General features: G+C 73.7%; 20 protein-coding genes. 10 read left to right on the forward strand and 10 right to left on the reverse strand.

All coding sequences use genetic code 11. The features are described from left to right. Positions 1 to 6 precede the first annotated feature (6 nt). Positions 7 to 1,356, forward strand: a complete 1,350-nt coding sequence (locus ACIBCA_RS16785) for an MFS transporter (RefSeq protein ID WP_396283628.1) — start codon at positions 7 to 9, stop codon at positions 1,354 to 1,356. 9 nt (positions 1,357 to 1,365) lie between these two features. On the opposite strand, the gene ACIBCA_RS16790 is transcribed toward ACIBCA_RS16785, so the two are convergent. Next, positions 1,366 to 2,223: an aminoglycoside phosphotransferase family protein gene (locus ACIBCA_RS16790; RefSeq protein ID WP_396283629.1), complete on the reverse strand. Its 858-nt coding sequence runs from the start codon at positions 2,221 to 2,223 to the stop codon at positions 1,366 to 1,368. Between the two features lie 334 nt (positions 2,224 to 2,557). Between ACIBCA_RS16790 and ACIBCA_RS16795 the strand changes: the two genes are divergently transcribed. After that, the gene (locus ACIBCA_RS16795) at positions 2,558 to 2,899 is read left to right on the forward strand and encodes a hypothetical protein (protein WP_396283630.1); all 342 of its coding nucleotides are present in this window, start codon (positions 2,558 to 2,560) and stop codon (positions 2,897 to 2,899) included. 10 nt (positions 2,900 to 2,909) lie between these two features. On the opposite strand, the gene ACIBCA_RS16800 is transcribed toward ACIBCA_RS16795, so the two are convergent. After that, on the reverse strand, positions 2,910 to 4,016 hold the full coding sequence (locus ACIBCA_RS16800; protein ID WP_396283631.1) for an FAD-dependent oxidoreductase: 1,107 nt from the start codon (positions 4,014 to 4,016) through the stop codon (positions 2,910 to 2,912). A 74-nt stretch (positions 4,017 to 4,090) separates the two neighbouring features. Between ACIBCA_RS16800 and ACIBCA_RS16805 the strand changes: the two genes are divergently transcribed. Next, on the forward strand, positions 4,091 to 4,690 hold the full coding sequence (locus tag ACIBCA_RS16805; RefSeq protein WP_396283632.1) for a TetR/AcrR family transcriptional regulator: 600 nt from the start codon (positions 4,091 to 4,093) through the stop codon (positions 4,688 to 4,690). 56 nt (positions 4,691 to 4,746) lie between these two features. Here the strand turns inward: ACIBCA_RS16805 and ACIBCA_RS16810 are convergent, their stop codons facing one another. Then, complete coding sequence (locus ACIBCA_RS16810) at positions 4,747 to 5,247, reverse strand: hypothetical protein (protein WP_396283633.1); 501 nt, start codon at positions 5,245 to 5,247, stop codon at positions 4,747 to 4,749. A 220-nt stretch (positions 5,248 to 5,467) separates the two neighbouring features. Here ACIBCA_RS16810 and ACIBCA_RS16815 point away from each other — a divergent pair, with 220 nt between their 5' ends. The 5 genes from ACIBCA_RS16815 to ACIBCA_RS16835 all read left to right on the forward strand — a co-directional run bounded on the left by ACIBCA_RS16815 (position 5,468) and on the right by ACIBCA_RS16835 (position 9,941). Further along, on the forward strand, positions 5,468 to 6,037 hold the full coding sequence (locus ACIBCA_RS16815; protein ID WP_396283634.1) for a DUF3995 domain-containing protein: 570 nt from the start codon (positions 5,468 to 5,470) through the stop codon (positions 6,035 to 6,037). Between the two features lie 116 nt (positions 6,038 to 6,153). Next, positions 6,154 to 7,284: a hypothetical protein gene (locus ACIBCA_RS16820; protein WP_396283635.1), complete on the forward strand. Its 1,131-nt coding sequence runs from the start codon at positions 6,154 to 6,156 to the stop codon at positions 7,282 to 7,284. 123 nt (positions 7,285 to 7,407) lie between these two features. After that, entirely contained in the window at positions 7,408 to 8,679 is a 1,272-nt protein-coding gene (locus tag ACIBCA_RS16825; RefSeq protein WP_396283636.1) for a cytochrome P450, read from the forward strand. An 11-nt stretch (positions 8,680 to 8,690) separates the two neighbouring features. Continuing rightward, positions 8,691 to 8,882, forward strand: coding sequence for a ferredoxin (locus ACIBCA_RS16830; RefSeq protein ID WP_396283637.1), 192 nt, complete (start codon positions 8,691 to 8,693; stop codon positions 8,880 to 8,882). Positions 8,883 to 9,093: 211 nt separating this feature from the next. Continuing rightward, a protein-coding gene (locus ACIBCA_RS16835) for an IS5 family transposase (protein WP_396283857.1) occupies positions 9,094 to 9,941 on the forward strand; the annotation gives its coding sequence in 2 pieces (ribosomal slippage) (positions 9,094 to 9,457 and positions 9,457 to 9,941; 849 coding nt in all). Between the two features lie 16 nt (positions 9,942 to 9,957). Here ACIBCA_RS16835 and ACIBCA_RS16840 read toward each other — a convergent pair. The 5 genes from ACIBCA_RS16840 to ACIBCA_RS16860 all read right to left on the reverse strand — a co-directional run bounded on the left by ACIBCA_RS16840 (position 9,958) and on the right by ACIBCA_RS16860 (position 13,846). After that, entirely contained in the window at positions 9,958 to 10,305 is a 348-nt protein-coding gene (locus ACIBCA_RS16840; protein ID WP_396283638.1) for a hypothetical protein, read from the reverse strand. A 149-nt stretch (positions 10,306 to 10,454) separates the two neighbouring features. Next, positions 10,455 to 11,354: a Gfo/Idh/MocA family protein gene (locus tag ACIBCA_RS16845; protein WP_396283639.1), complete on the reverse strand. Its 900-nt coding sequence runs from the start codon at positions 11,352 to 11,354 to the stop codon at positions 10,455 to 10,457. 38 nt (positions 11,355 to 11,392) lie between these two features. Beyond that, positions 11,393 to 12,082, reverse strand: a complete 690-nt coding sequence (locus ACIBCA_RS16850) for an O-methyltransferase (protein WP_396283640.1) — start codon at positions 12,080 to 12,082, stop codon at positions 11,393 to 11,395. An 85-nt stretch (positions 12,083 to 12,167) separates the two neighbouring features. Continuing rightward, on the reverse strand, positions 12,168 to 12,830 hold the full coding sequence (locus tag ACIBCA_RS16855; RefSeq protein ID WP_396283641.1) for a DedA family protein: 663 nt from the start codon (positions 12,828 to 12,830) through the stop codon (positions 12,168 to 12,170). Positions 12,831 to 13,036: 206 nt separating this feature from the next. Then, complete coding sequence (locus ACIBCA_RS16860) at positions 13,037 to 13,846, reverse strand: class I SAM-dependent methyltransferase (protein ID WP_396283858.1); 810 nt, start codon at positions 13,844 to 13,846, stop codon at positions 13,037 to 13,039. 197 nt (positions 13,847 to 14,043) lie between these two features. Between ACIBCA_RS16860 and ACIBCA_RS16865 the strand changes: the two genes are divergently transcribed. Continuing rightward, on the forward strand, positions 14,044 to 14,886 hold the full coding sequence (locus ACIBCA_RS16865) for an alpha/beta fold hydrolase (protein ID WP_396283642.1): 843 nt from the start codon (positions 14,044 to 14,046) through the stop codon (positions 14,884 to 14,886). 173 nt (positions 14,887 to 15,059) lie between these two features. On the opposite strand, the gene ACIBCA_RS16870 is transcribed toward ACIBCA_RS16865, so the two are convergent. Next, positions 15,060 to 15,857: a spermidine synthase gene (locus ACIBCA_RS16870; RefSeq protein WP_396283859.1), complete on the reverse strand. Its 798-nt coding sequence runs from the start codon at positions 15,855 to 15,857 to the stop codon at positions 15,060 to 15,062. A 56-nt stretch (positions 15,858 to 15,913) separates the two neighbouring features. Next, complete coding sequence (locus ACIBCA_RS16875; RefSeq protein ID WP_396283643.1) at positions 15,914 to 16,897, reverse strand: alpha/beta hydrolase; 984 nt, start codon at positions 16,895 to 16,897, stop codon at positions 15,914 to 15,916. A 243-nt stretch (positions 16,898 to 17,140) separates the two neighbouring features. Here ACIBCA_RS16875 and ACIBCA_RS16880 point away from each other — a divergent pair, with 243 nt between their 5' ends. Next, positions 17,141 to 18,547 carry a selenium-binding protein SBP56-related protein gene (locus tag ACIBCA_RS16880; protein ID WP_396283644.1) on the forward strand — a complete coding sequence of 469 codons (1,407 nt, stop codon included), beginning with the start codon at positions 17,141 to 17,143 and terminating at the stop codon, positions 18,545 to 18,547. The last annotated feature ends 14 nt before the right edge of the window (positions 18,548 to 18,561 follow it).

Below are 18,561 nucleotides of genomic sequence, written 5' to 3' on the forward strand. Positions count from 1 at the left end.
CTCGACATGATCAAGTGGGGGTCGGGGAAACGGGATTCGGGCAGGACGACGACGGACGGCCACCAGCGTGCGCTGATCGCGGCCATCTTCGTCAACCGGGTGGGCAACGGGCTCTTCAACACCGCCTCCATCCTCTACTTCACCCTCGTCGTGCACCTCCCCGCCGCCCAGGTCGGGGCCGGGCTGACGATCGCCGGACTCTGCGGGCTGGCGGCCGGGCTGCCGGCGGGGAACCTCGCGGACCGGTTCGGGGCGCGGCCGGTGTGGATGATCGGCCTCTGCGTCCAGGCCGTCACCATGGCGGCCTTCGTGACCATCGACAGCTGGCTCGCGTTCACCGTCGTCGCCACCCTGGACCGGCTGGCCGCCACGGCGAGCAACGCCGCGGGCGGGGCGCTGGTCGCCCGGGCCGCCGGGGACCGGCCGGCGGCGTTCCGGGCCAGGCTGCGGACGTTCGGCAACCTCGGCGTGGTCATGGGCACGCTGGGCGCGGCCTTCGCGGTGCAGATCAACACCCGGCCCGCGTACACCGTACTGATCCTCGCCAACGCCGCGAGCTTCGCCGTCGCCGCACTGATCACCCTCGCCGCCGTCCCGAACCACGCGCCGCTGCCCCGGCCCGAGGGGCACCGGCAGTGGACGGTGCTGGCGGACCGGCCGTACGTGTCCTTCGTGGCGCTCTACAGCGTGATGGGCTTGCACTACCAGAGCGTCTCCCTGCTCCTGCCGTTCTGGCTCACCTCCCACACCGACGCGCCGCGTTGGACGGTTGCGGCGGTCTACGCGGTCAACAGCGGGGTGTGCGTGCTGCTCCAGAGCCGGATCGGCTCGACGGTGGAGTCGCCCCGGCAGGGCGGGCGGGCGCTGCGGATCGCGGGGCTGCTGTTCCTGGTCAGCTGCCCGCTGATGGCGCTGACGGCCGACGTCCCCGTCTGGGTGGCGCCGGTGCTCGCCGTCCTCGCGGTGTGCGTGCACAGCGTCGGGGAGGTGTGGGAGTCCTCCGGCGGCTACGCGCTGGCGTACGGGCTGGCGCCCGACCACGCGCAGGGGCAGTACCAGGGCCTCCTCGGCATCGGCTTCGACGCGGGCCAGGCGCTGGCGCCGCTCGTCCTGACCGGGGGCGTCCTGGCGCTCGGGCACTCGGGGTGGCTGCTGCTCGGCCTGTTCTTCGCGGGCCTGGGCGTGGCGGGGCCGCCGGTCGCGGCCTGGGGCGAGCGCGTCCGCGCGGCGGAGCGGCCCCGGGAGGACCGGCCTCGGGAGGACCGGCCTCGGGAGGACCGGCCCCGGGCGGAGCGGCCCCGGGCGGAGCGGCCCCGGGAGGAGCGGCAGGCCGGGGCCGAGGACGCCGCGCGCTGATCGGCGGCCTCAGCCGGCGAGCGCCGAGGTGATCTGCCGGGTGGTCTGCGCGGCGACCCGGGGGTTCACGGCGGCGTGGTGGAGGTAGGCGTTCAGTCCGGTGGCCAGGGCCCAGCCGCGGCCCCGCGCCCAGGTGGCGTCGTCGACGCCCAGGGCCGTACGGAAGAGCGCCCGGGTGCGGTCGGACAGCAGGGTGAAGGCGACGGTGAGGTCGCAGGCCGGGTCGCCGACGCCGAGCTCGCCGAAGTCGATGACGGCGCTGAGGCGCCCGTCGACGGTCAGCAGGTTGCCGGTGTGGAGGTCGCCGTGGAACCAGACGGGCGGGCGCGACCATCCGGGGGCGGCCAGCGCCGCGTCCCACACCTCGGTCATGGCGGCCGCGTCGAAGGTACCGCCGAGCCGCGCGATGGCGGCCCGGGTCGCGGCGTCCCGTTCGATCAAGGACGCACCGGACAGCTCGGCGGAGAGCTCGGCGTCCCCGGCCGCGCCCCCTTGCAGCGCCGTCAGGAACTGCGCCAGCTGCCCGCCCACCACGGACGAATCGGCCAGGCCCTCGACCGTCGCCACCTCCCCACCGAGCCACCGCGAGACGGCCCACGGCCACGGGTACCCGAAGCCCGGCTCCCCCGCCCCCACCGGGACGGGCACGGCCAGCGGCAGCCGCGGCGCCAGCCGGGGAAGCCACAGCGCCTCCTTCCGCGCCTGCCCGACGGCGTCCCCGTGCCGGGGCAGCCGGACGGACAGGCCGTCGCCCAGCCGGTGGATCACGTGGTCCGACCCGGCCGGGTCGACGAGCGCGAGCGGCAGCCCCGCCCACTGCGGGAACTGCGCGTCGACCAGGCGCCGCACCAGCGCGGTGTCGATCACGGGCCGAAGATCCTCGGCGTTCCCACCTGTCACGGACGACCCCCGGCCGACTGGGCCCACCCCGTCCGGCAGGCGATCCCCGCCATCACAGCCCCTCGCACTCCCGGGTGTCGAGCGATTTCCCGGCCGCTCGCCCCGGCGACTCCCGCCGACCGGCAGGCCCCATGCCCCGGGTGTACGTTCGAGGTAACCACCCTTCAGCACGCCCGGCGACGCGTGCCGGGCATTCCCTGGGAGGTCTGCTGTGGCGGACACACTTCCCAATCCGGCCAGCGACGATACGACCCGGTTCGAAGCCGCGCCCGATCCCGACGGCACCCTGATCCCGATACCCGTGGAAGCACCACAGGGGAAGCCGATCCGGGACGATGCCCAGGTCACCGTCGGTGCACGCCGGGACAGCGGCTACTACGTGACCATCTACAACGGCCCGCCGGACAAGCCGAGTGGGGTCGACGACGCGCTCAACGACCTCTCCTCCGAAGCGATCATGAAGGAGATCGAAAAGGCCGTCGAGTTCGAGGCGGCACCCGCCGCCCTGCGCTTCGCCAGTTCCGTCGCCGGCGTGCTGGCCTCGGTGTTGACCACCTCGCCCCTGCTCAACGAGCAGGCGTTCAGGGGCACCATGGACGACGGCACCTCGGTGACGTACATGGTCCTCACCCCCAAGACCTAGGGCGTTCCCCTCAACTCCCGGACGGGAGAAGGCGGGCGGCCAGGTTACGGGTGGCGAGGCCCAGCCGGGTGGAGGGGACGAGGAGGGCGGCGGAGCGGCGGAACGCCCGCTGCTTGGGGGTGACGCGGGCCCGGTGGGCCTCCTCGTAGCGCGCCAAGGCCGCTGTGGGGTTGGCGAGTTGGTCGGCCAGCGCCTCGGCGAGGGTGTGCGCTCCGGTGATGGCGAGGCTGGAGCCTTCGCCGAGGAGGGAGAGGCAGGAGGCGGCGTCGCCGAGGAGGGTGATGCGGCCCCGCGTCCAGGTGGGGAGGTCCACGCGGCTGACGCTGTCGAAGTAGAGGTCGTCATCCGCCGACTCCCGTACGCGGTCGAGCAGTTCGGGGACGCGCCAGCCCAGGCCCCGGTGGGACTCGATGACGGCCCGGCGCTGGGCGACGACGTCCCGGTGGTCGAGCGCCCCCGGCCGGCGGAAGATGAACGCGGCCATCGCGTCCCCTCGGGCCGGGTGGACGGAGACCAGCCGCCCGGGCACGTTGTGGAGCTGCACCTCCTCCGTATTCTCGGCCGGTGCTCCGAGCGGAAGGGTGGCGACCACCAGGCCCGTCGGCCGGACGAACTCCCGCTCGGGGCCGAAGGCGAGGCGGCGTACCGTCGAGTGGAGCCCGTCCGCGCCGACGACCAGGTCGAAGCGGCGCGGTGCGGACCGCTCGAAGGTGGCGTCCACGCCCCCACCGTCGTCGTGCAGTGCGGTCACGGTGTCGTCGTGGACGAACTCGGTGTCGTGCCGGGCCAGTTCGTACAGCGCGGCGGCCAGGTCGGCGCGCGGGAGTTCCACCGAGCCGGGTTCGGTGGAGAGCGGCAGCCGTGCGACCTCCCGTCCGGACGGGCCGATCAGGCTCATCGTCCGTACGCCCGTGGCGAGTTCGCGCAGTCGGGGCAGGACACCCATCGCCTCCGCCACGGGGAGGGCCGGGCCACGGACGTCCACGGGGTTGCCGCTGGAGCGCGGCCCCCGGGACCGTTCGACCACGGTGACCCGGACGCCTCGCCGGGCCAGCCAGTACGCGAGCGTCGGACCGGCGACACCGGCTCCGACCACCAGAACGCTTCGTGAGGTCATACCCGGACAGTAAATGCACTCAGTGCAGTTTTGCAATGAGTGCGGATATGCAGGCAGTGCGGTAGGCTCCCGGCATGTCCCTCCGCGACCGCAAGCGGGCCCGCACCCGCCAGGCCCTGATCGACGCCGCCACCGACCTGTTCGGGCGGCAGGGCTACGACGCCACCACGGTCGCCGACATCGCCGCGGCGGCCGAGATCGGCACCCGCACCTTCTTCGGCTACTTCGCCACCAAGGAGGACCTGCTCTTCCCGGACGCCGACGCCCGCGTCCAGGCGGTGGCCGAGGCCATCGCCTCCCGCACACCCGAGGACGGCCCCACCGACGTCCTGCTGCGCGCGCTCGTCGCGGCCGCCGAGGGCACCGACCTGCTCAGCCCGCTCGCCGCACTCCGGCTCGAACTGGTCCGCACCGTCCCCGCCGTACGGGGGCGCGGGCTCCAACTCCAGCTGGAGGCCCAGCAGACGATCGCCGGGCAGCTCGCCGAAGCCTTCCCCGAGCAGCTCGACGCGCTCACCGCCGCGGCCCTCACCGGCGCCTTCGTCGGCGCGATCACCGGCGCGCTGCAGGTGCTGCTCGCGGAGCCCGCCAGGGACCCGGAGGCCCTGCGCGCCGCACTGCGCACCGCCACCGACGTCGCCCTCACCCCGTGGCGGCGAAACCCGGCCGCCTGATCACGGCGCCTGCATCACGGCATCTGCGTCACGACACCTGCATCACGACATCTACGTCACGGCACCTGCGTCATGATCCAGTCCGCCGAGGCGCCGTCACCACCCGGCCGGGCCGCGACGTGCCCGGACTGGGCCTCCGTCAGGTACAGGTCGTTGCCGTTGAGCCCGGACTCGGACCTGATCCGGGCGTGACTCCCGGGCGCGGCACCGAACGCCCACGCCGCCTCGCTGGTGCGGCACGGGCCGAAGCGGGCGTTCCAGAAGTCGCCGACGGTCACGCACCCCCGGAACGCCTCGTCCGGGTCGTACGCGGCGACGTTGGTGGCCGTGCCCTCCGCCCGCAGCTCCCACCGCTGCCCGGCGACCGGCCCGCACTCCTCCAGGCTCACCTGGCTGGTGCCGACGGCATGGTGCAGGCACGTCCCGGTGTGGACGTTGCGCAGGGTGTACGCCGCCTCGGACACCCCCGAGGCGTGAGCGGGGGCGACGAGCGCGAGGAGCAGGGCGGCGGCGAGGGGGAGGGCGGTCGCCGCCCCTCCGCGAGGACGAACGGGCATACAGCGGCTTCCGGTTGCGTGCAGGAGTGGAGCTCGTGCCAGGAGAACGCCGGACCCCCGCAGTAGTGGACGGTTCAACGGATCGGTTCGCCCGAAAGTGTTCGTACCCGCCCTGACTCCGCAGGCCACGCAGCCGGCGCCCGCCGCTCCCCCGCCCGGGGGAGCCGGTCCGCCGCCCGGAGGATTCCCGCCGCCGAGCCCCACGCGCATGCTGGTGGACGTGACGACGGCAGCACGGTGGACGAGCAGGTGGCCCGGGTACGCGGCGGCGGCGTGGGGGGTGCTGTTCGCGGTGCCGAGCTTCTACTGGGCGCTGGGCGGCACGGGCGGCGCCTCGACCACGGTCTCGCCCGCGCTGGTGAAGCTGGCGGAGGACGGGGTGACCTGGTTCCTGGTGGTGCTGTGGGTGACGGGCGTGCTCAAACTCGTGGGCACGGCGCTGGGGATCGCCCTGCTGGGCAGCCGGGGCCGGCGACCGGACCAACTGCTCCAACTGGCGGGCTGGGGCGCGGGGGTGCTGCTCGTCTGGCACGGCGGGCTGTTCGCGGTGGAGGGGCTGCTCGTGCAGACCGGAGTGCTGCACATCGCGCCGGAGCTGGTGCCGGTGAGCCGCTGGTACACCTTCCTGTGGGGGCCGTGGTTCGTGCTGGGCGGGGTCTGCTTCGGCCTGGCCGCGCGACGGCACCTGCGCCTGGTGGCGCAGCGGCGCGCCTGTGCGATCGCGGGGGCCGTGGGCGGGTTCGGGGCGCTGGGGCTGTCGGTGGCGATGCTGCTGGGGGGCATCGGCTGACGCACCCGCAGGTACGGTCCAGTCGGGTGTGATCGTGGTCATACCGGCCTCCGACGACCCGCCCCCGGACCGTGCCCCGCGCCGCACCACCCGTCCCCGACCGCCACAATGACCCCATGAGGATGATCCACACCCTGCTCGGCGTGCTGCTGCTCCTGCTGGTCGTCGGCAGCATCCTGCGCACCCTGGTCGTCCCGCGCGGGCTCTACTCGGCACTGGTCAACCGGCTCTGGCGGACGGTGCGCACGCTGCTGCGCCTCTCGGCCGCGCCCTTCGGCACCTACCGGGCACAGGACCGCGCGCTGACCTGGCTGGCCCCGATCGTCCTGGTCGGCATGCTCGGGGTGTGGCTCAGCGGGATGCTCGTCGCCTACACGCTGCTGCTGCACGGCACCTCGGACCTGCCCTGGAAGGTGGCCATACGGGAGGCCGGCTCCAGCCTCTTCACCCTCGGCTACGCCAGCGGCGAGCGGCTGCAGCTGTCCGCGATCGACTTCCTGGCCGCCGCCAGCGGACCGCTGGTGATCGCCCTGCAGATCTCCTACCTGCCGACCCTCTACGCCGCCTACCAGCGCCGCGAGACCGAGGTGACGCTGCTGCAGTCCCGGGCCGGCGAGCCCGCCTGGGGGCCCGAACTGCTCGCCCGCCAGTCCCTCGTCGACACCGAGACCGCCCTGCCCCAGCTCTACCGCGACTGGGAGCGCCTGGCCGCCGACATCGGCGAGAGCCACTCCAACTACCCCGTCCTGCTCTCGTTCCGCTCCCCGCAGCCCAACCGCAGCTGGGTGGTCGGCCTGATCGCCGTCATGGACGCCGCCGCCCTCCACCTCGCCCTGTGCCCGCGCTCGGCCCCGCCCGAGGCCCGGCTGGTCATCCGCGCGGGCTTCACCGCGATGCGCGACATCGCCCGCTCGCTGCGCATCGACTTCGACCCCGACCCGGACCCGGCCGCCCCGATCCGCCTCACCTACGCCGAGTACCTGGGCGCCGTCGCCATGGTCACCGCCGCCGGCTTCCCCCGGGAGCGGCCGGTCGAGGACGGCTGGCGGCACTTCAACGGCTGGCGCGTCAACTACGAGTCCGTGGCGTACGAGCTGGCGCGCCGCAGCGACGCCGTCCCCGCGCTGTGGACCGGCCCGCGCGACTTCCACGCCCCGGTCATCCCGCCGGCCCGGCCCACCGACCGACGCCCGAGCGTGGACGGCGGCGGGAGCGACCCGGGAAGTGCCGCCTCTCTCGCACGATGAGCTGACGGTACGTCAATCATGCTTCTCCAACGGTCGATCGCCTTGTATCCATCCGGCCGTTCCCTCACGAAGAATCTGCCATCATGGACCGACCGCCCCGTCCGGCGGAAGGTGAGGACCTTCGTGACAGCCTTCGTGACACCCTCCGGCACCCGTACCGTCCCGCCCGGCGCCCCCGCCTTCCCGATCGCCCGCGGCTGCCCGTACCGGATGCCCGAGGGCTACGAACTCCTGCGCGCCGCAGGCCCGTTGTCCCGCGTCACCCTGCACGACGGCAGCACCGCCTGGCTCGTCTCCGGCAGCGAGGAGGGCCGGGCGCTGCTGCTCGACGCCCGCCTGTCCGTCGACGTCCGCCGACCCGGCTTCCCCACCCTCTCCCCGCAGCTCGCCACCCAGTCCGAGAACGGCTTCACCCCGCCGCTCAGCGGCGTGGACGACCCCGAACACGCCCACCAGCGGCGGCTGGTGATCCCCGGCTACGGCATCCGCCGCATCGCCGCCATGCGCCCGGAGATCGAGCGCACCGCCGAACAGCTCCTCGACGCCATGCTCACCGCCCACGACCGGCGCGCCGACCTCGTCGCCGCCTACACCCTCCCCCTCGCCTGCGCCGCCGGCTTCGCCCTCCTCGGCGTCCCCCCGGAGGACGGCCGCCACATCGCCGAACGCACCCGCCGGGTGCTCTGCCCGGCCGACGAAGCCGAATCCGCCGACGCGCCGCAGAACTTCACCGAAGTCCTGGAGCGGCTGCGCCAGGTGCTCGACCGCGCCGACGACCCGAGCGACGACCCGAGCGAGGAGCAGGGCGAGGACCACCGGCCCGGACTGATCGCCGAACTCCTCACCGCGCAAACCGAGATGGACCGCGACCAGCTCACCCTGCTCTGCGCCATCCTGCTCACCGGCGGCGACGACACCACCTCCAGCACCGTCGCCGCCGCCGTCCTCGCGCTCCTCCAACACCCCGACCAACTCAACCTCCTGCGCGAGGACCCGGCCCTCCTCCCCGGCGCCGTCGACGAGTTGACGCGCTACACCTCCGTCGCCGACGTCCTCCCCCGGATCGCCGTCGCGGACCTCGAGATCGCCGGACACACCGTCCGCGCGGGCGAGGGCGTCCTGATCTCCACCATGCTGATGAACCGCGACCCGGCCGCCTGGCCCGAGCCGGACACCCTCGACCTCACCCGCCGCGCCGGGCGCCACGTCGCCTTCGGCTACGGCATCCACCAGTGCGTGGGCCAGAACCTCGCCCGCGCCGTCATCGAGACCGCCCTCGCCGCCCTCCTGCGCCGCGCCCCCGGCCTGCGCCTGGCCGTCCCCGCCGACCAGATCCGCGCCAACCCCCCGTACGTCCTCCAGGGCAGCGTCTCCACCCTGCCCGTCACCTGGTAGGGGCCACCCGCATGCCCGTCCACCTCTCCCCCGGCCTCTGCATCGGCGCGGCCCAGTGCACCCGCAACGCCCCCGAGGTCTTCACCCAGGACGAGGAAGGCCTCGTCCGCCTCCTCCCGGGCGCGGCCCCCGACCCCCACGACCCGGCGGTCCGGGAGGCGGCCCTGGCCTGCCCGGTGCAGGCGATCAGACTGCCGGGCTAGGGCGTGTCTGACAATTGGCGTCGGGTGAGCGGGCGTCGTTGGGGTGCGTGCATCGGCGGTGCCGAGGAGGGAGCCACTGCGGAGCATTGGCGACTGACGAGAAGCCGTCGAGGTGCCTGCCCCAACGACGCCCGCCCGGCGGGAATTGTCAGACACGCCCTAGGGACCGTCTTCAAAGCCGATCAGGTGATGGTGGATCATGTCGGTCATGGTGCGTCGTCATGAGTTGTCGGATGCCGAGTGGGCGGTGTTGTCGCGGTTCCTGCCGGCTTCGGGGGTGGCCGGTCGTCCGCGTTCGGACGACCGGCTGGTGCTGAACGGGATCGTGTGGAAGCTGCGGACCGGCACGTCCTGGCGGGACGTGCCGGAGCGCTATGGCTCCTGGCAGACCCTCTACACGCGTTTCCGCCGGTGGGCGCTGGACGGCACGTTCTCCCGGATGCTGCGCGCGATCCAGGCGGAGAAGGACGCGGCCGGGGACATCGACTGGCTGGTGTCGGTCGATTCCACCGTCGTGCGGGCCCACCAGCACGCCACCAGGGGCAAAAAGGGGCTCTCGACCGGGACGAAGCGGGTGATCACGCCCTTGGCCGATCCCGCGGTGGACTGAGCACCAAGCTCCACCTGGCCTGCGACGGGCGAGGCCGCCCGCTCGGCTTCGTCCTGACGGGCGGCAACGCCAACGACTGCACCCGCCTCGAGCACGTGCTGGAGGCGATCCGGGTTCCCAGGGTCGGGCCGGGGCGAGCGCGCACCCGGCCCGACCACGTCATCGCCGACAAGGGCTACAGCTCCCGCAAGATCCGCGCCTACCTGCGCCGACGCGGTATCCCACACACCATCCCCGAACGCGTCGACCAGGCCAACGGCCGACTCAGCCGGGGCTCGCGCGGCGGCCGGCCACCCGGCTTCGACCGCCGGATCTACCGCCTGCGCAACGTCGTCGAACGCTGCTTCGGCCGGCTCAAGCAATGGCGCGGCCTGGCTACCCGCTACGACAAGACCCGCGAGTCCTACCAGGCCGCCATCACCATCGCTTCAATCCTGCTCTGGATCTGACCTTTGAAGACGATCTCTAGGGCGACGGAGGCACCCGCGGGTCGAACAGTGCACCACCGCCCCTCGGGGCCTCCGGCGGGCCCGAGGGGCGGCTCGGCTTCGCCGGCTGCTCGTCGCGGCGCCGTCGGTACGGTGCCGCGACCCGCTCGGCCACGCCGGCGCTCGCGACCGCCGCGCCCACGATCATCACCAGAACCACCGGCACCTCGCGCTCCCCGCGTGCGACGGGGCACCCCGCAGGCTCGTAGGTGTAGGTGAAGGTCTGACCGTTGTCCGACTCCGCCGTGTGCTTCTCCTCGTAGAAGAACACCGACCCGCAGGCCCCGTCCTTCCCCTCGACCGTCGAGAGGCATCCCCAGAGCAAGCCCCCCAGGAAGAGGACCGCCCCCGCGGCCGTCAACCGCACCGAACCCACCATCGTTTCCCCCCGTACGTCCGAAGCACCCCCGTGCACCTCCTACGGGGATACCCCTGCGAGGGGCTGTGTCACCGCCTCCGGCGAGAATCGACGGCTCAGACGTCGACGGCCGCCCCCGCCGTGAGCGACTCCTCGGCGCCGGCCAGGATCTCGACCACCCGCAGCCCGAACTCCGCGTCGCAGGCGTGCGGTCGCCCGCTCGCCGCCGAGGAGGTGAGCGCGTCCAGGGCTCGGTGCAGGGCCGCGACGGGGCCCTCGCCGCGCTCCGGCAGGTGCGCCACACCGTGCTCGCCGCGGACCTCCATGCCGGTGCCGCCGCCCGCCACCGGCGCCGTCAGGCTCAGCGCCAGCATGCTGGAGGCGCCGCTCGCGTGACGCAGCACCAGGTGGACGGTGTCCAGCGGCCCGGCCACCGCCGTCACCCGCGTCGCGTCGCCGAGCACCGGCAGCAGCACGGACAGCGCGTGCGGGCCCACGTCCCACAGCGCGCCCTTCTCCCGCCGCCACGGCGAGTCCGCGTACGGGCTGGCGCTGCCGGGCGCGAACACCGAGCCGAGCCAGTCCGAGCGCCCGGTGAACCAGCCGCCCAGCGCCGCCTGCCGCTCGATCCAGGGGATCTGGTCGCCGCCGAAACGGACGGTGAAGAACACCACCGAGGCGACGCCGCCGCGCCTGACGGCCTCCGCGACGGCCCGGGCGTCCGGCACCGTCAGCGCCACCGGCTTGTCGAGCAGCAGGTGGCAGCCGGCCTCGGCGGCCCTCACGGCGAGGCCGGGCTGCACGGACGGCGGCAGGGCGATGGAGACGGCGTCCACCGCGGCGAGCAGCTCGTCGAGGTCCGCGTACGCGGGGACGCCGTGCGCCGCGCCCAGGGCCTCGGCGGCCTCCGGGCGGCGGCCCCAGACGCCGGCGAACTCCAGCCCCTCGTGCTCGGCCAGGACGGGCGCGTGCACCCGCTCCGCCCAGGGGCCGGTTCCCAGCAGTCCGATGCGCACGGCGTCTCCTTCTTCCCGATCCTTCGATCCTTCGATGTTCAGCCCTGGACGCGGGCCAGCGTGAACCCGTCGTAACCCTTGCTGCCGACCGTCTGCACCGAGGTCGCGCTGACCCGCGGCTCCGCCGCCAGCAGCGCGTGCAGCGCGCGGGTGCCGACCACCGAGGGGTCGGTGGAGTCGGCCTCGGCGACCCGGCCGCCGCGCACCACGTTGTCGACGATGATCAGCGAGCCCGGCCGGGTCAGCTCCAGCGCCCGGCGGAAGTACTCGGGGTTGCTCGGCTTGTCCGCGTCGATGAACACCAGGTCGAAGGGCTCCACGGCGTCCTCGACCAGCGCGGCCAGCGAGTCCGCGGCGGGCCCGACCCGCACCTCCGCCACTTTCCCCAGGCCGGCGCGCGCCAGGTTCCCGCGCGCCACCTCGGCGTGCTTCGGGTCCAGCTCCAGGGTGATCAGCGTGCCGTCCTCGGGCAGCGCCCGGCCCAGCCAGATCGCGCTGTACCCGCCGAGCGTGCCGACCTCCAGGATGCGGCGCGCGCCCTGCGTCAGCGCCAGCAGGTGCAGCAGCTTCCCCTGGTTCGGGGCCACCGCGATCCCGGGCAGTCCGGCCGCGTCGGCATCGGCGGTGGCCGCCTCCAACACGGGGTCGTGCCCGACGAGTTGCTCGGAGAAGTAGTCGTCCACCGCGTTCCAGACGTCCTGCGGCGACCGCTCGTTCGGGTGCGTCATCGGGCCCTCCAGCTGGGCAGGATCGGGGAGCTTACCCGCCGATGCTACCGGGGCCCGACGACCACTCTCCGTCACGAACCGAAGCTCACTCCGCCACGCCGGCCTTGGCGGCAGCGGCGGCGGCCGCCTCCTCCGCCTCGATCCTGGCGTGGGTCTTCGCGGCCCGGCGCTTCATGATCCACGCCGAGGTGATGCCGATGACGACCGCCGCCGCGAGCCCCGCCCAGGAGAAGCGCGCCAGCCACGGCTCGATGCTCTTGCCGACCTTGTAGACGAGCAGCGTCGTACCGCCGGCCCAGATCACGCCGCCCAGCACGTTGGCGATCAGGAACTTCCAGTACGGCATCTTCAGCGCGCCGGCCAGCGGACCGGCGAAGATGCGCAGCAGGGCGATGAACCGGCCGAAGAAGACCGCCCACATGCCCCACTTCTGGAACGAGCGCTCGGCCGTGGCCAGGTGCGACGGCCCGAAGTGCTTGGGGAACCGCCTGCCCAGCTTCTCGAACAGCGGCTTCCCGCCCTTGCGCCCGATCGAGTAGCCGATCGAGTCGCCGATGATCGCGCCCGCGATCGCGACGCCCGCGACGCCCCACGGGCTCACCACGCCCTTGACCGCCATCAGCGACGCCGTGACCAGCGCGATCTCGCCGGGCAGCGGGATGCCCAGCGACTCGATCAGGATGATCAGCCCGACCAGGGCGTACACCGCAGTCGGTGGAACGCTCTCGATCCAGGTGTCGATGTGCAAGGCCAGGTCCCTCCGTGGCAGGACGGGACCGTCGAGCGGCGCGCGGCGGCGCCGCCGCGGTCCCGACGGTTCTCTCCGATGACGGCACCCAGGCCGCCTCCCCCGATGGGCAGCCTAACGCGCCGGGCAGGCCCGTCCCCCTGGCCGATCACCCGTGGTTACGACGTGCGGTGCGTGGCCATGGTTCCAGGTCGGGCGGGCTTTCTTCAAGATTCGGCAAAACGCAGTGCGACCACGGACGGCCTCTGGTGGACCCTGCGCGCCAGCGGCAGCAGGGCGCGCACCGGCCAGCGCCCGCCCTCCGGGTACACCTCGCGCACCCCGGTCACCCCCGGGTGGGCGGTGGCGAGCTTGCCGGCCTCGTCCGCGTCCATGCCGAAGGGCATCGGCGGCGCCTCGTAGTACCTGTCCTTCAGCTTCCCCGCCGTCGCCCGCGCGCTGAACCAGCGCGGCACGGCGTCCAGCACCATCGCCCCGCCCGGGAACCGCTCCGCGCAGGCGGCGATCAGCTCCCGTACCTCGGCCGGCCTCAGGTACATCAGCAGCCCCTGCGCGCTGATCATCACACCGTTACGGGCGTCCACCTCGTCCATCCACCGAGGATCCGTCGCCGAACACGCGAACACCCGCCGCCGCTCGTCCGCCGGCAACAACCGCTCCCGCAACCGGGCCGCCTCCGGCAGATCCACCGACAACCAGCGCGCCCGCCCGTTGTCCACCCGCCACGCCTGCGTCTCCAGCCCGTCCCCGAGCCCCACCACCGTCCCCCGCGGGCACCGCCGCAGGAAGTCCGCCACCTCCCGGTCGAAACACCCCGCCCGCAGCCCCTGCAACTGGCTCACCCACCCGGAGCTCCCGAACCGCTCCTCGAACGGGAAGTCGATCCGCCCCGCCAACTCCACCGCCACCGGATCCCGCAGCACCCCGTCCCCCCGCCGCGCCTCCACCACCCGATGCCACAGCGTCCACAACGCCGTCTCCTCCACCCGCCCCAGCCCCTCGCCGCCGCCACCCATCACCCTCGCTCCTCCCACGCCACCACCCCGGACCCGCCGATTCTCACACCCGCACCGGACGTCGGGCGGGCCGACTTTCCGTGCGGGCGATGAGTTCCGGGAGCGGCGGGAGTCTGCACCGGTATGAGACGAGCTCCTGCCTTCCTCGCGAGGTCCCCCGGTGGCGCCCCGGTCCACGACGAAACTCAGGTGATCCGATGAGCACGATCAACGTCAACGGCGTCGCCCTGGGCGTCGAGGCGTTCGGCGAGAGCGACGCGCCGCTGGTTCTGCTGGTGGGCGGGGTAACGATGCTGTCCTGGCCCGACGCGCTGTGCGAGCACCTCGCCGGCGGCGGGCGGCGGGTGGTGCGGTACGACCTGCGGGACAGCGGGGAGTCGACGGCAGGGGATCCGGAGGCGCCCGGCTACACCCTGCGCGACCTCGCCGCCGACGCGGCGGCGCTCGTCGAGGCGCTCGGCGGCGGGCCCGCGCACCTGGCGGGGGTCGGTGTGGGCGGGATGGTCGCCCAGGTGGCCGCGCTCGACCGTCCGGACGCGTTCTCCGCCCTCACGCTGGTCGGCACCCGTCCGGTCGCCCCCGGCCCGCCGGACGACGACCTGCCCGGGCACGACCGGGCGACGATGGGCCGGGTGTTCGCCCGCCCGCTGCCCGACTGGGCGGACCGCGAGGCGGTGGCGGACTTCGCCGCCGAGGGCGCGGACATCCTCGGCGACGACCCCGTCACCGCCCGCGCCGTCGCCGCCCGCATCTGGGACCGCACGCCAAGCACCGCACCGGCCGTCCAGCTTGCCAACCAGCTGCGCATGGTGTTCTCCCGGCTCGACTGCACCCCCCGCTGGCGCGAGCGGCTCCCGGAGATCGAGCTCCCCACGCTCGTCGTCCACGGCCGCCACGACCGCTTCTTCCCGCTCGGCAACGGCGAGGCCCTCGCCCGCGAGATCCCCGCAGCCCGGCTGCTGGTCCTCGACGGGGCCGCCACCGCGATCCCGGAGGCGGCGGCCGGCGAGGTCGCCGAGGCGATGCTCGCCCTCGGGTAGCGGACTTCTCCCGGGCGGACACCGGGGCGCCGGGTACTACGCACGTAGTGGCACTACGTACGTAGTACCACTACGTGCGTAGTACCCGGGCGGGCGGGTCGGAACAGTCGGAACAGCACGGCCGGGGATGTCCAATCCCTCGGTGTCGAATCCCACCGGTATGACGACACGGCTCAGCCGACGGAGAAGGCGCCGTCGGGCGGGGGCGGGGAGGGGGTGGCGGTGGTGTCGGTGGTGGGTGGGGTGGGGCCGATGAGGGTGGTGAGGGCGGGGGGTTCGGTGAGGCGGGCGGGGAAGACGTCGGCGGCGAGGAGGCGGGCGAGGGGGGCGGTGAGGAGGGGGGCTGTGGAGCCGGCGAGGAGGATGTTGCCGTAGCGGCGACCGCGGAGGACGGGCGCCTCGGTGGCGAGGAAGACGTACGGGAAGACGGCCGCGAGGGTGGCGGCCTGGGCCTTGGCGAAGGCGAGGGGCGGGCCGTCGGCGAGGTTGGCGGCGTAGCAGCCGCCTTCGCGCAGGGCGGCGGCGGCCAGCCGCAGGAACTCGACCGAGGTGAGGTGGGCGGGGGTGCGGGAGCCGTGGAAGACGTCCGCGACGATCAGGTCCTGTGAGCGGGCCGGAACGGCGGCGAGGCAGGCCCGGGCGTCGCCGACGACGGCGGTGATGTCGGCGCCGGGCTGGTCCCGCCAGGGCAGGTGTTCGGCGACGAGGTCGAGCAGCGGCCCGTCGACCTCGACGACGCGCTGGCGCGAGCCGGGCCGGGTGGCGGCGAGGTAGCGGGGCAGGGTGAGGGCCCCGCCGCCGAGGTGGAGGACGTCCAGGGGGCGGCCGGCGGGGGCGAGGACGTCGGCGAGGTGGCCGAGGCGCCGGGTGTACTCGAACTCGAGGTGGGTCGGCTCGGCGAGGTCCACGTAGGACTGGGGTGTGCCGTCGAGGGTGAGCAGCCAGGCCTCCTCGCGGTCGACGTCGGGCATGAGCTTGGCGTACCCGAGGTCGGTCCGCCGTCCGACCGGGAGCGGTTCGACAGGGGTCACGCCTCCACCGGCCGAGCGGCGCCGGCCACGTCCACGTCCAGGTACGCCTCGAGCCACGTGTCGAGCTCGGCGAACACCGCGCTCCGGGCCGCCTCCCCGGAGAGCACCAGGTCGTGCATGCCGCCCTCGATGCGGACGATGGTGACGTGCCGCCCCAGCCGCGGCCCCTCGGCCGCGATGTCGTCGGCGCGCAGGACGGCGTCGGCGTGGTGCAGGGCGCTGGTCCACTTGGTGGTGGAGATGGAGCGGGTGGAGGCCATGAGCAGCACGGGCACGTCGATGCCGAGGCCGCGCTTCAGGCGCCGCTGGCCCTGGTGGATGGCGGAGAGCCAGCCCGCGTAGAGGGGGAAGCTCTCGGGGCGCTTGAGGGTGAGGTCGAACTCCCACTCGCCCTGGTGGTCCTTGTGGAGGCTGTGGGTGTAGAGCGGGTTGAGCGCGGAGGGCAGCACGCGCGTGGGGGCGAGACGGCCGAGGGCGGTGACGACGGGGCCTCCGGCCGTACGGACGGCGGCGCCGGCGGGCATGGACAGGAAGGGGCTGTTGAGGAACAGCCCGTCGACGAGCCCGCGCCCGGCGCGGCGGCCGGCCCACAGGGAGCCGATGAGGCCGCCGGTGGAGTGGCCGTTGAGGAGGAGCCAGTCGTGCCCGTCCTCCTCGCGGATGATGCGGACGGCCTCGTCGATCTCCTCGTCGTACTCGGCGAGGTCGCGCACGAAGTTGGGCGACTGGTGCGGGCGCATCGAGCGGCCGTACTTGCGCAGGTCGAGGGCGTAGAAGGAGAAGCCCAGCGCGGTGTAGTGGTCGGCCAGGTGGGTCTGGAAGAAGTAGTCGTTGTAGCCGTGGACGTACAGCACGGCCCGCTCGGCGCCGGGCACGAGCCGGCGGACGAGGGTGGCGCAGACCGGGCCCTCGTCGTCGGGGCGCAGGGTCAGTTCGGCCGCCTCGTAGGGGGCACCGAGGATGTCTTCCCGAAACTCCATCGTCTCCGCCGTACCCGTTCTTCTCTCGCGCCGCCCCGGAGCCTCCGGGGCAGGCCACCGCCCGTTCCGCCCCCGACCATACCGGCCGGTAGGGGGCGTCCGCTCAACGGCTCGTCCCGCCCGCGCGGCGCACCGGCTGCGCCGCCCTCACCCCCCGTGCGCCTGCTGTGCGCCGCCGGTGGTGTGGAACGCTGCCGGGAAGGTCCAACTTCGTTGATCTTCCTGGAGAGTTGAGGAGAGCCCATGCCCGAGGCCGGTCACACCGATCCGTCGCTCTACCGTTCGGCCGCGGAGGCGATCGCCGCGCCGCCGGAGAAGCTGGCGTACGTCGCCGGGTTCGACCGGACGGCCGAGCGGCCGGACGCGCTGCTGACGGTGGACACCGATCCGGCCTCGCCGACCTACGGGACGGTCCTGAACTTCGCCGAACTGCCGACCCTCGGCGACGAGTTGCACCACTTCGGCTGGAACGCCTGCTCCAGCGCGCTGGCCCACGCCTGCCACGAGAACCCGGAGCGCCGCTACCTGCTCCTGCCGGGGCTGCGCTCCTCCCGGCTGCACGTGATGGACACCCGGCCGGACCCGGTGCGCCCGCGCCTGGTGAAGACCGTGGAGCCGGAGGAGCTGGCCGCGAAGGCGGGCTACTCCCGGCCGCACACCCTGCACTGCGGCCCGGACGGGGTGTTCCTGTCCTGCCTGGGCGGGGCGCGCGGCGAGGACGGCCCCGGCGGGGTGGCGCTGCTGGACCACACCACCTTCGACGTGCTGCGCCCGTGGGAGACGGAGCGCGGCCCGCAGCACTTCGCGTACGACGTGTGGTGGCACCTGGGCACGGGCGTGGGCGTCACCAGCGAGTGGGGCACCCCGGGCATGGTCGAGAACGGGGTGGTGCCGGAGCTGCTGCTGGGCCGCAAGTACGGGCACGCCCTGCACTTCTGGGAGCTGGAGTCGGGCCGCCACCTCCAGCGGGTGGACCTCGGCGACCAGTACCAGATGGTGCTGGAGCTGCGCCCCTCGCACGACCCTCACGCGGAGTGGGGCTTCGTCGGGGTGGTCACCAACGTGGAGGACCTCTCGGCCTCGGTGTGGCTCTGGTACCGCGACGGCGAGGCGTTCACGGCCCGCAAGGTGATCGAGATCCCGGCCGAGCCGGCGAAGGCGGAGGACCTGCCGCCCGCGCTGCAGCCCTTCGGCGCGGTGCCGCCGCTGATCACGGACATCAACCTGTCGGTGGACGACCGCTGGCTGTACGTGTCGGCCTGGGGCACCGGCGAACTGCTCCAGTTCGACGTGTCGGACCCGTTCCACCCCCGCAGGACGGCCTCCGTACGCCTGGGCGGGATCGTCGACCGCACCCCGCACCCGGCCGAGCCGGACCGGCCGCTGAGCGGGGCGCCGCAGATGGTCGAGATCAGCCGGGACGGCCGCCGGCTCTACCTGACCAACTCCCTCTACGGCGCCTGGGACGACCAGTTCTACCCGGCGGGCATCGACCCGTGGCTGGTCAAGCTGGACGCGGACCCGGAGGCCGGCGGCCTGACCGTCGACGAGCGCTTCTTCCCGCACGGCGCGGACTTCCGGGGCCTGCGGGTGCACCAGACGCACCTGGCGGGCGGCGACGCCTCCTCGGACTCGTACTGCTACCGCTGATCGGGCTGCCGCTG

It is taken from the genome of Kitasatospora sp. NPDC051170, from assembly GCF_044455705.1.
GTDB lineage: Bacteria > Actinomycetota > Actinomycetes > Streptomycetales > Streptomycetaceae > Kitasatospora.

What these genes read in the sequence shown, in the direction of transcription:
- ACIBCA_RS16830 (WP_396283637.1), top strand. Translation starts at nt 8,691, where the DNA reads ATGCCCGTCCACCTCTCCCCCGGCCTCTGCATCGGCGCGGCCCAGTGC.
- ACIBCA_RS16805 (WP_396283632.1), top strand. Translation starts at nt 4,091, where the DNA reads ATGTCCCTCCGCGACCGCAAGCGGGCCCGCACCCGCCAGGCCCTGATC.
- ACIBCA_RS16875 (WP_396283643.1), bottom strand. Translation starts at nt 16,897, where the DNA reads ATGGAGTTTCGGGAAGACATCCTCGGTGCCCCCTACGAGGCGGCCGAA.
- ACIBCA_RS16785 (WP_396283628.1), top strand. Translation starts at nt 7, where the DNA reads ATGATCAAGTGGGGGTCGGGGAAACGGGATTCGGGCAGGACGACGACG.
- ACIBCA_RS16870 (WP_396283859.1), bottom strand. Translation starts at nt 15,857, where the DNA reads ATGCCCGACGTCGACCGCGAGGAGGCCTGGCTGCTCACCCTCGACGGC.
- ACIBCA_RS16850 (WP_396283640.1), bottom strand. Translation starts at nt 12,082, where the DNA reads ATGACGCACCCGAACGAGCGGTCGCCGCAGGACGTCTGGAACGCGGTG.
- ACIBCA_RS16800 (WP_396283631.1), bottom strand. Translation starts at nt 4,016, where the DNA reads ATGACCTCACGAAGCGTTCTGGTGGTCGGAGCCGGTGTCGCCGGTCCG.
- ACIBCA_RS16865 (WP_396283642.1), top strand. Translation starts at nt 14,044, where the DNA reads ATGAGCACGATCAACGTCAACGGCGTCGCCCTGGGCGTCGAGGCGTTC.
- ACIBCA_RS16860 (WP_396283858.1), bottom strand. Translation starts at nt 13,846, where the DNA reads ATGGGTGGCGGCGGCGAGGGGCTGGGGCGGGTGGAGGAGACGGCGTTG.
- ACIBCA_RS16810 (WP_396283633.1), bottom strand. Translation starts at nt 5,247, where the DNA reads ATGCCCGTTCGTCCTCGCGGAGGGGCGGCGACCGCCCTCCCCCTCGCC.
- ACIBCA_RS16820 (WP_396283635.1), top strand. Translation starts at nt 6,154, where the DNA reads ATGAGGATGATCCACACCCTGCTCGGCGTGCTGCTGCTCCTGCTGGTC.
- ACIBCA_RS16880 (WP_396283644.1), top strand. Translation starts at nt 17,141, where the DNA reads ATGCCCGAGGCCGGTCACACCGATCCGTCGCTCTACCGTTCGGCCGCG.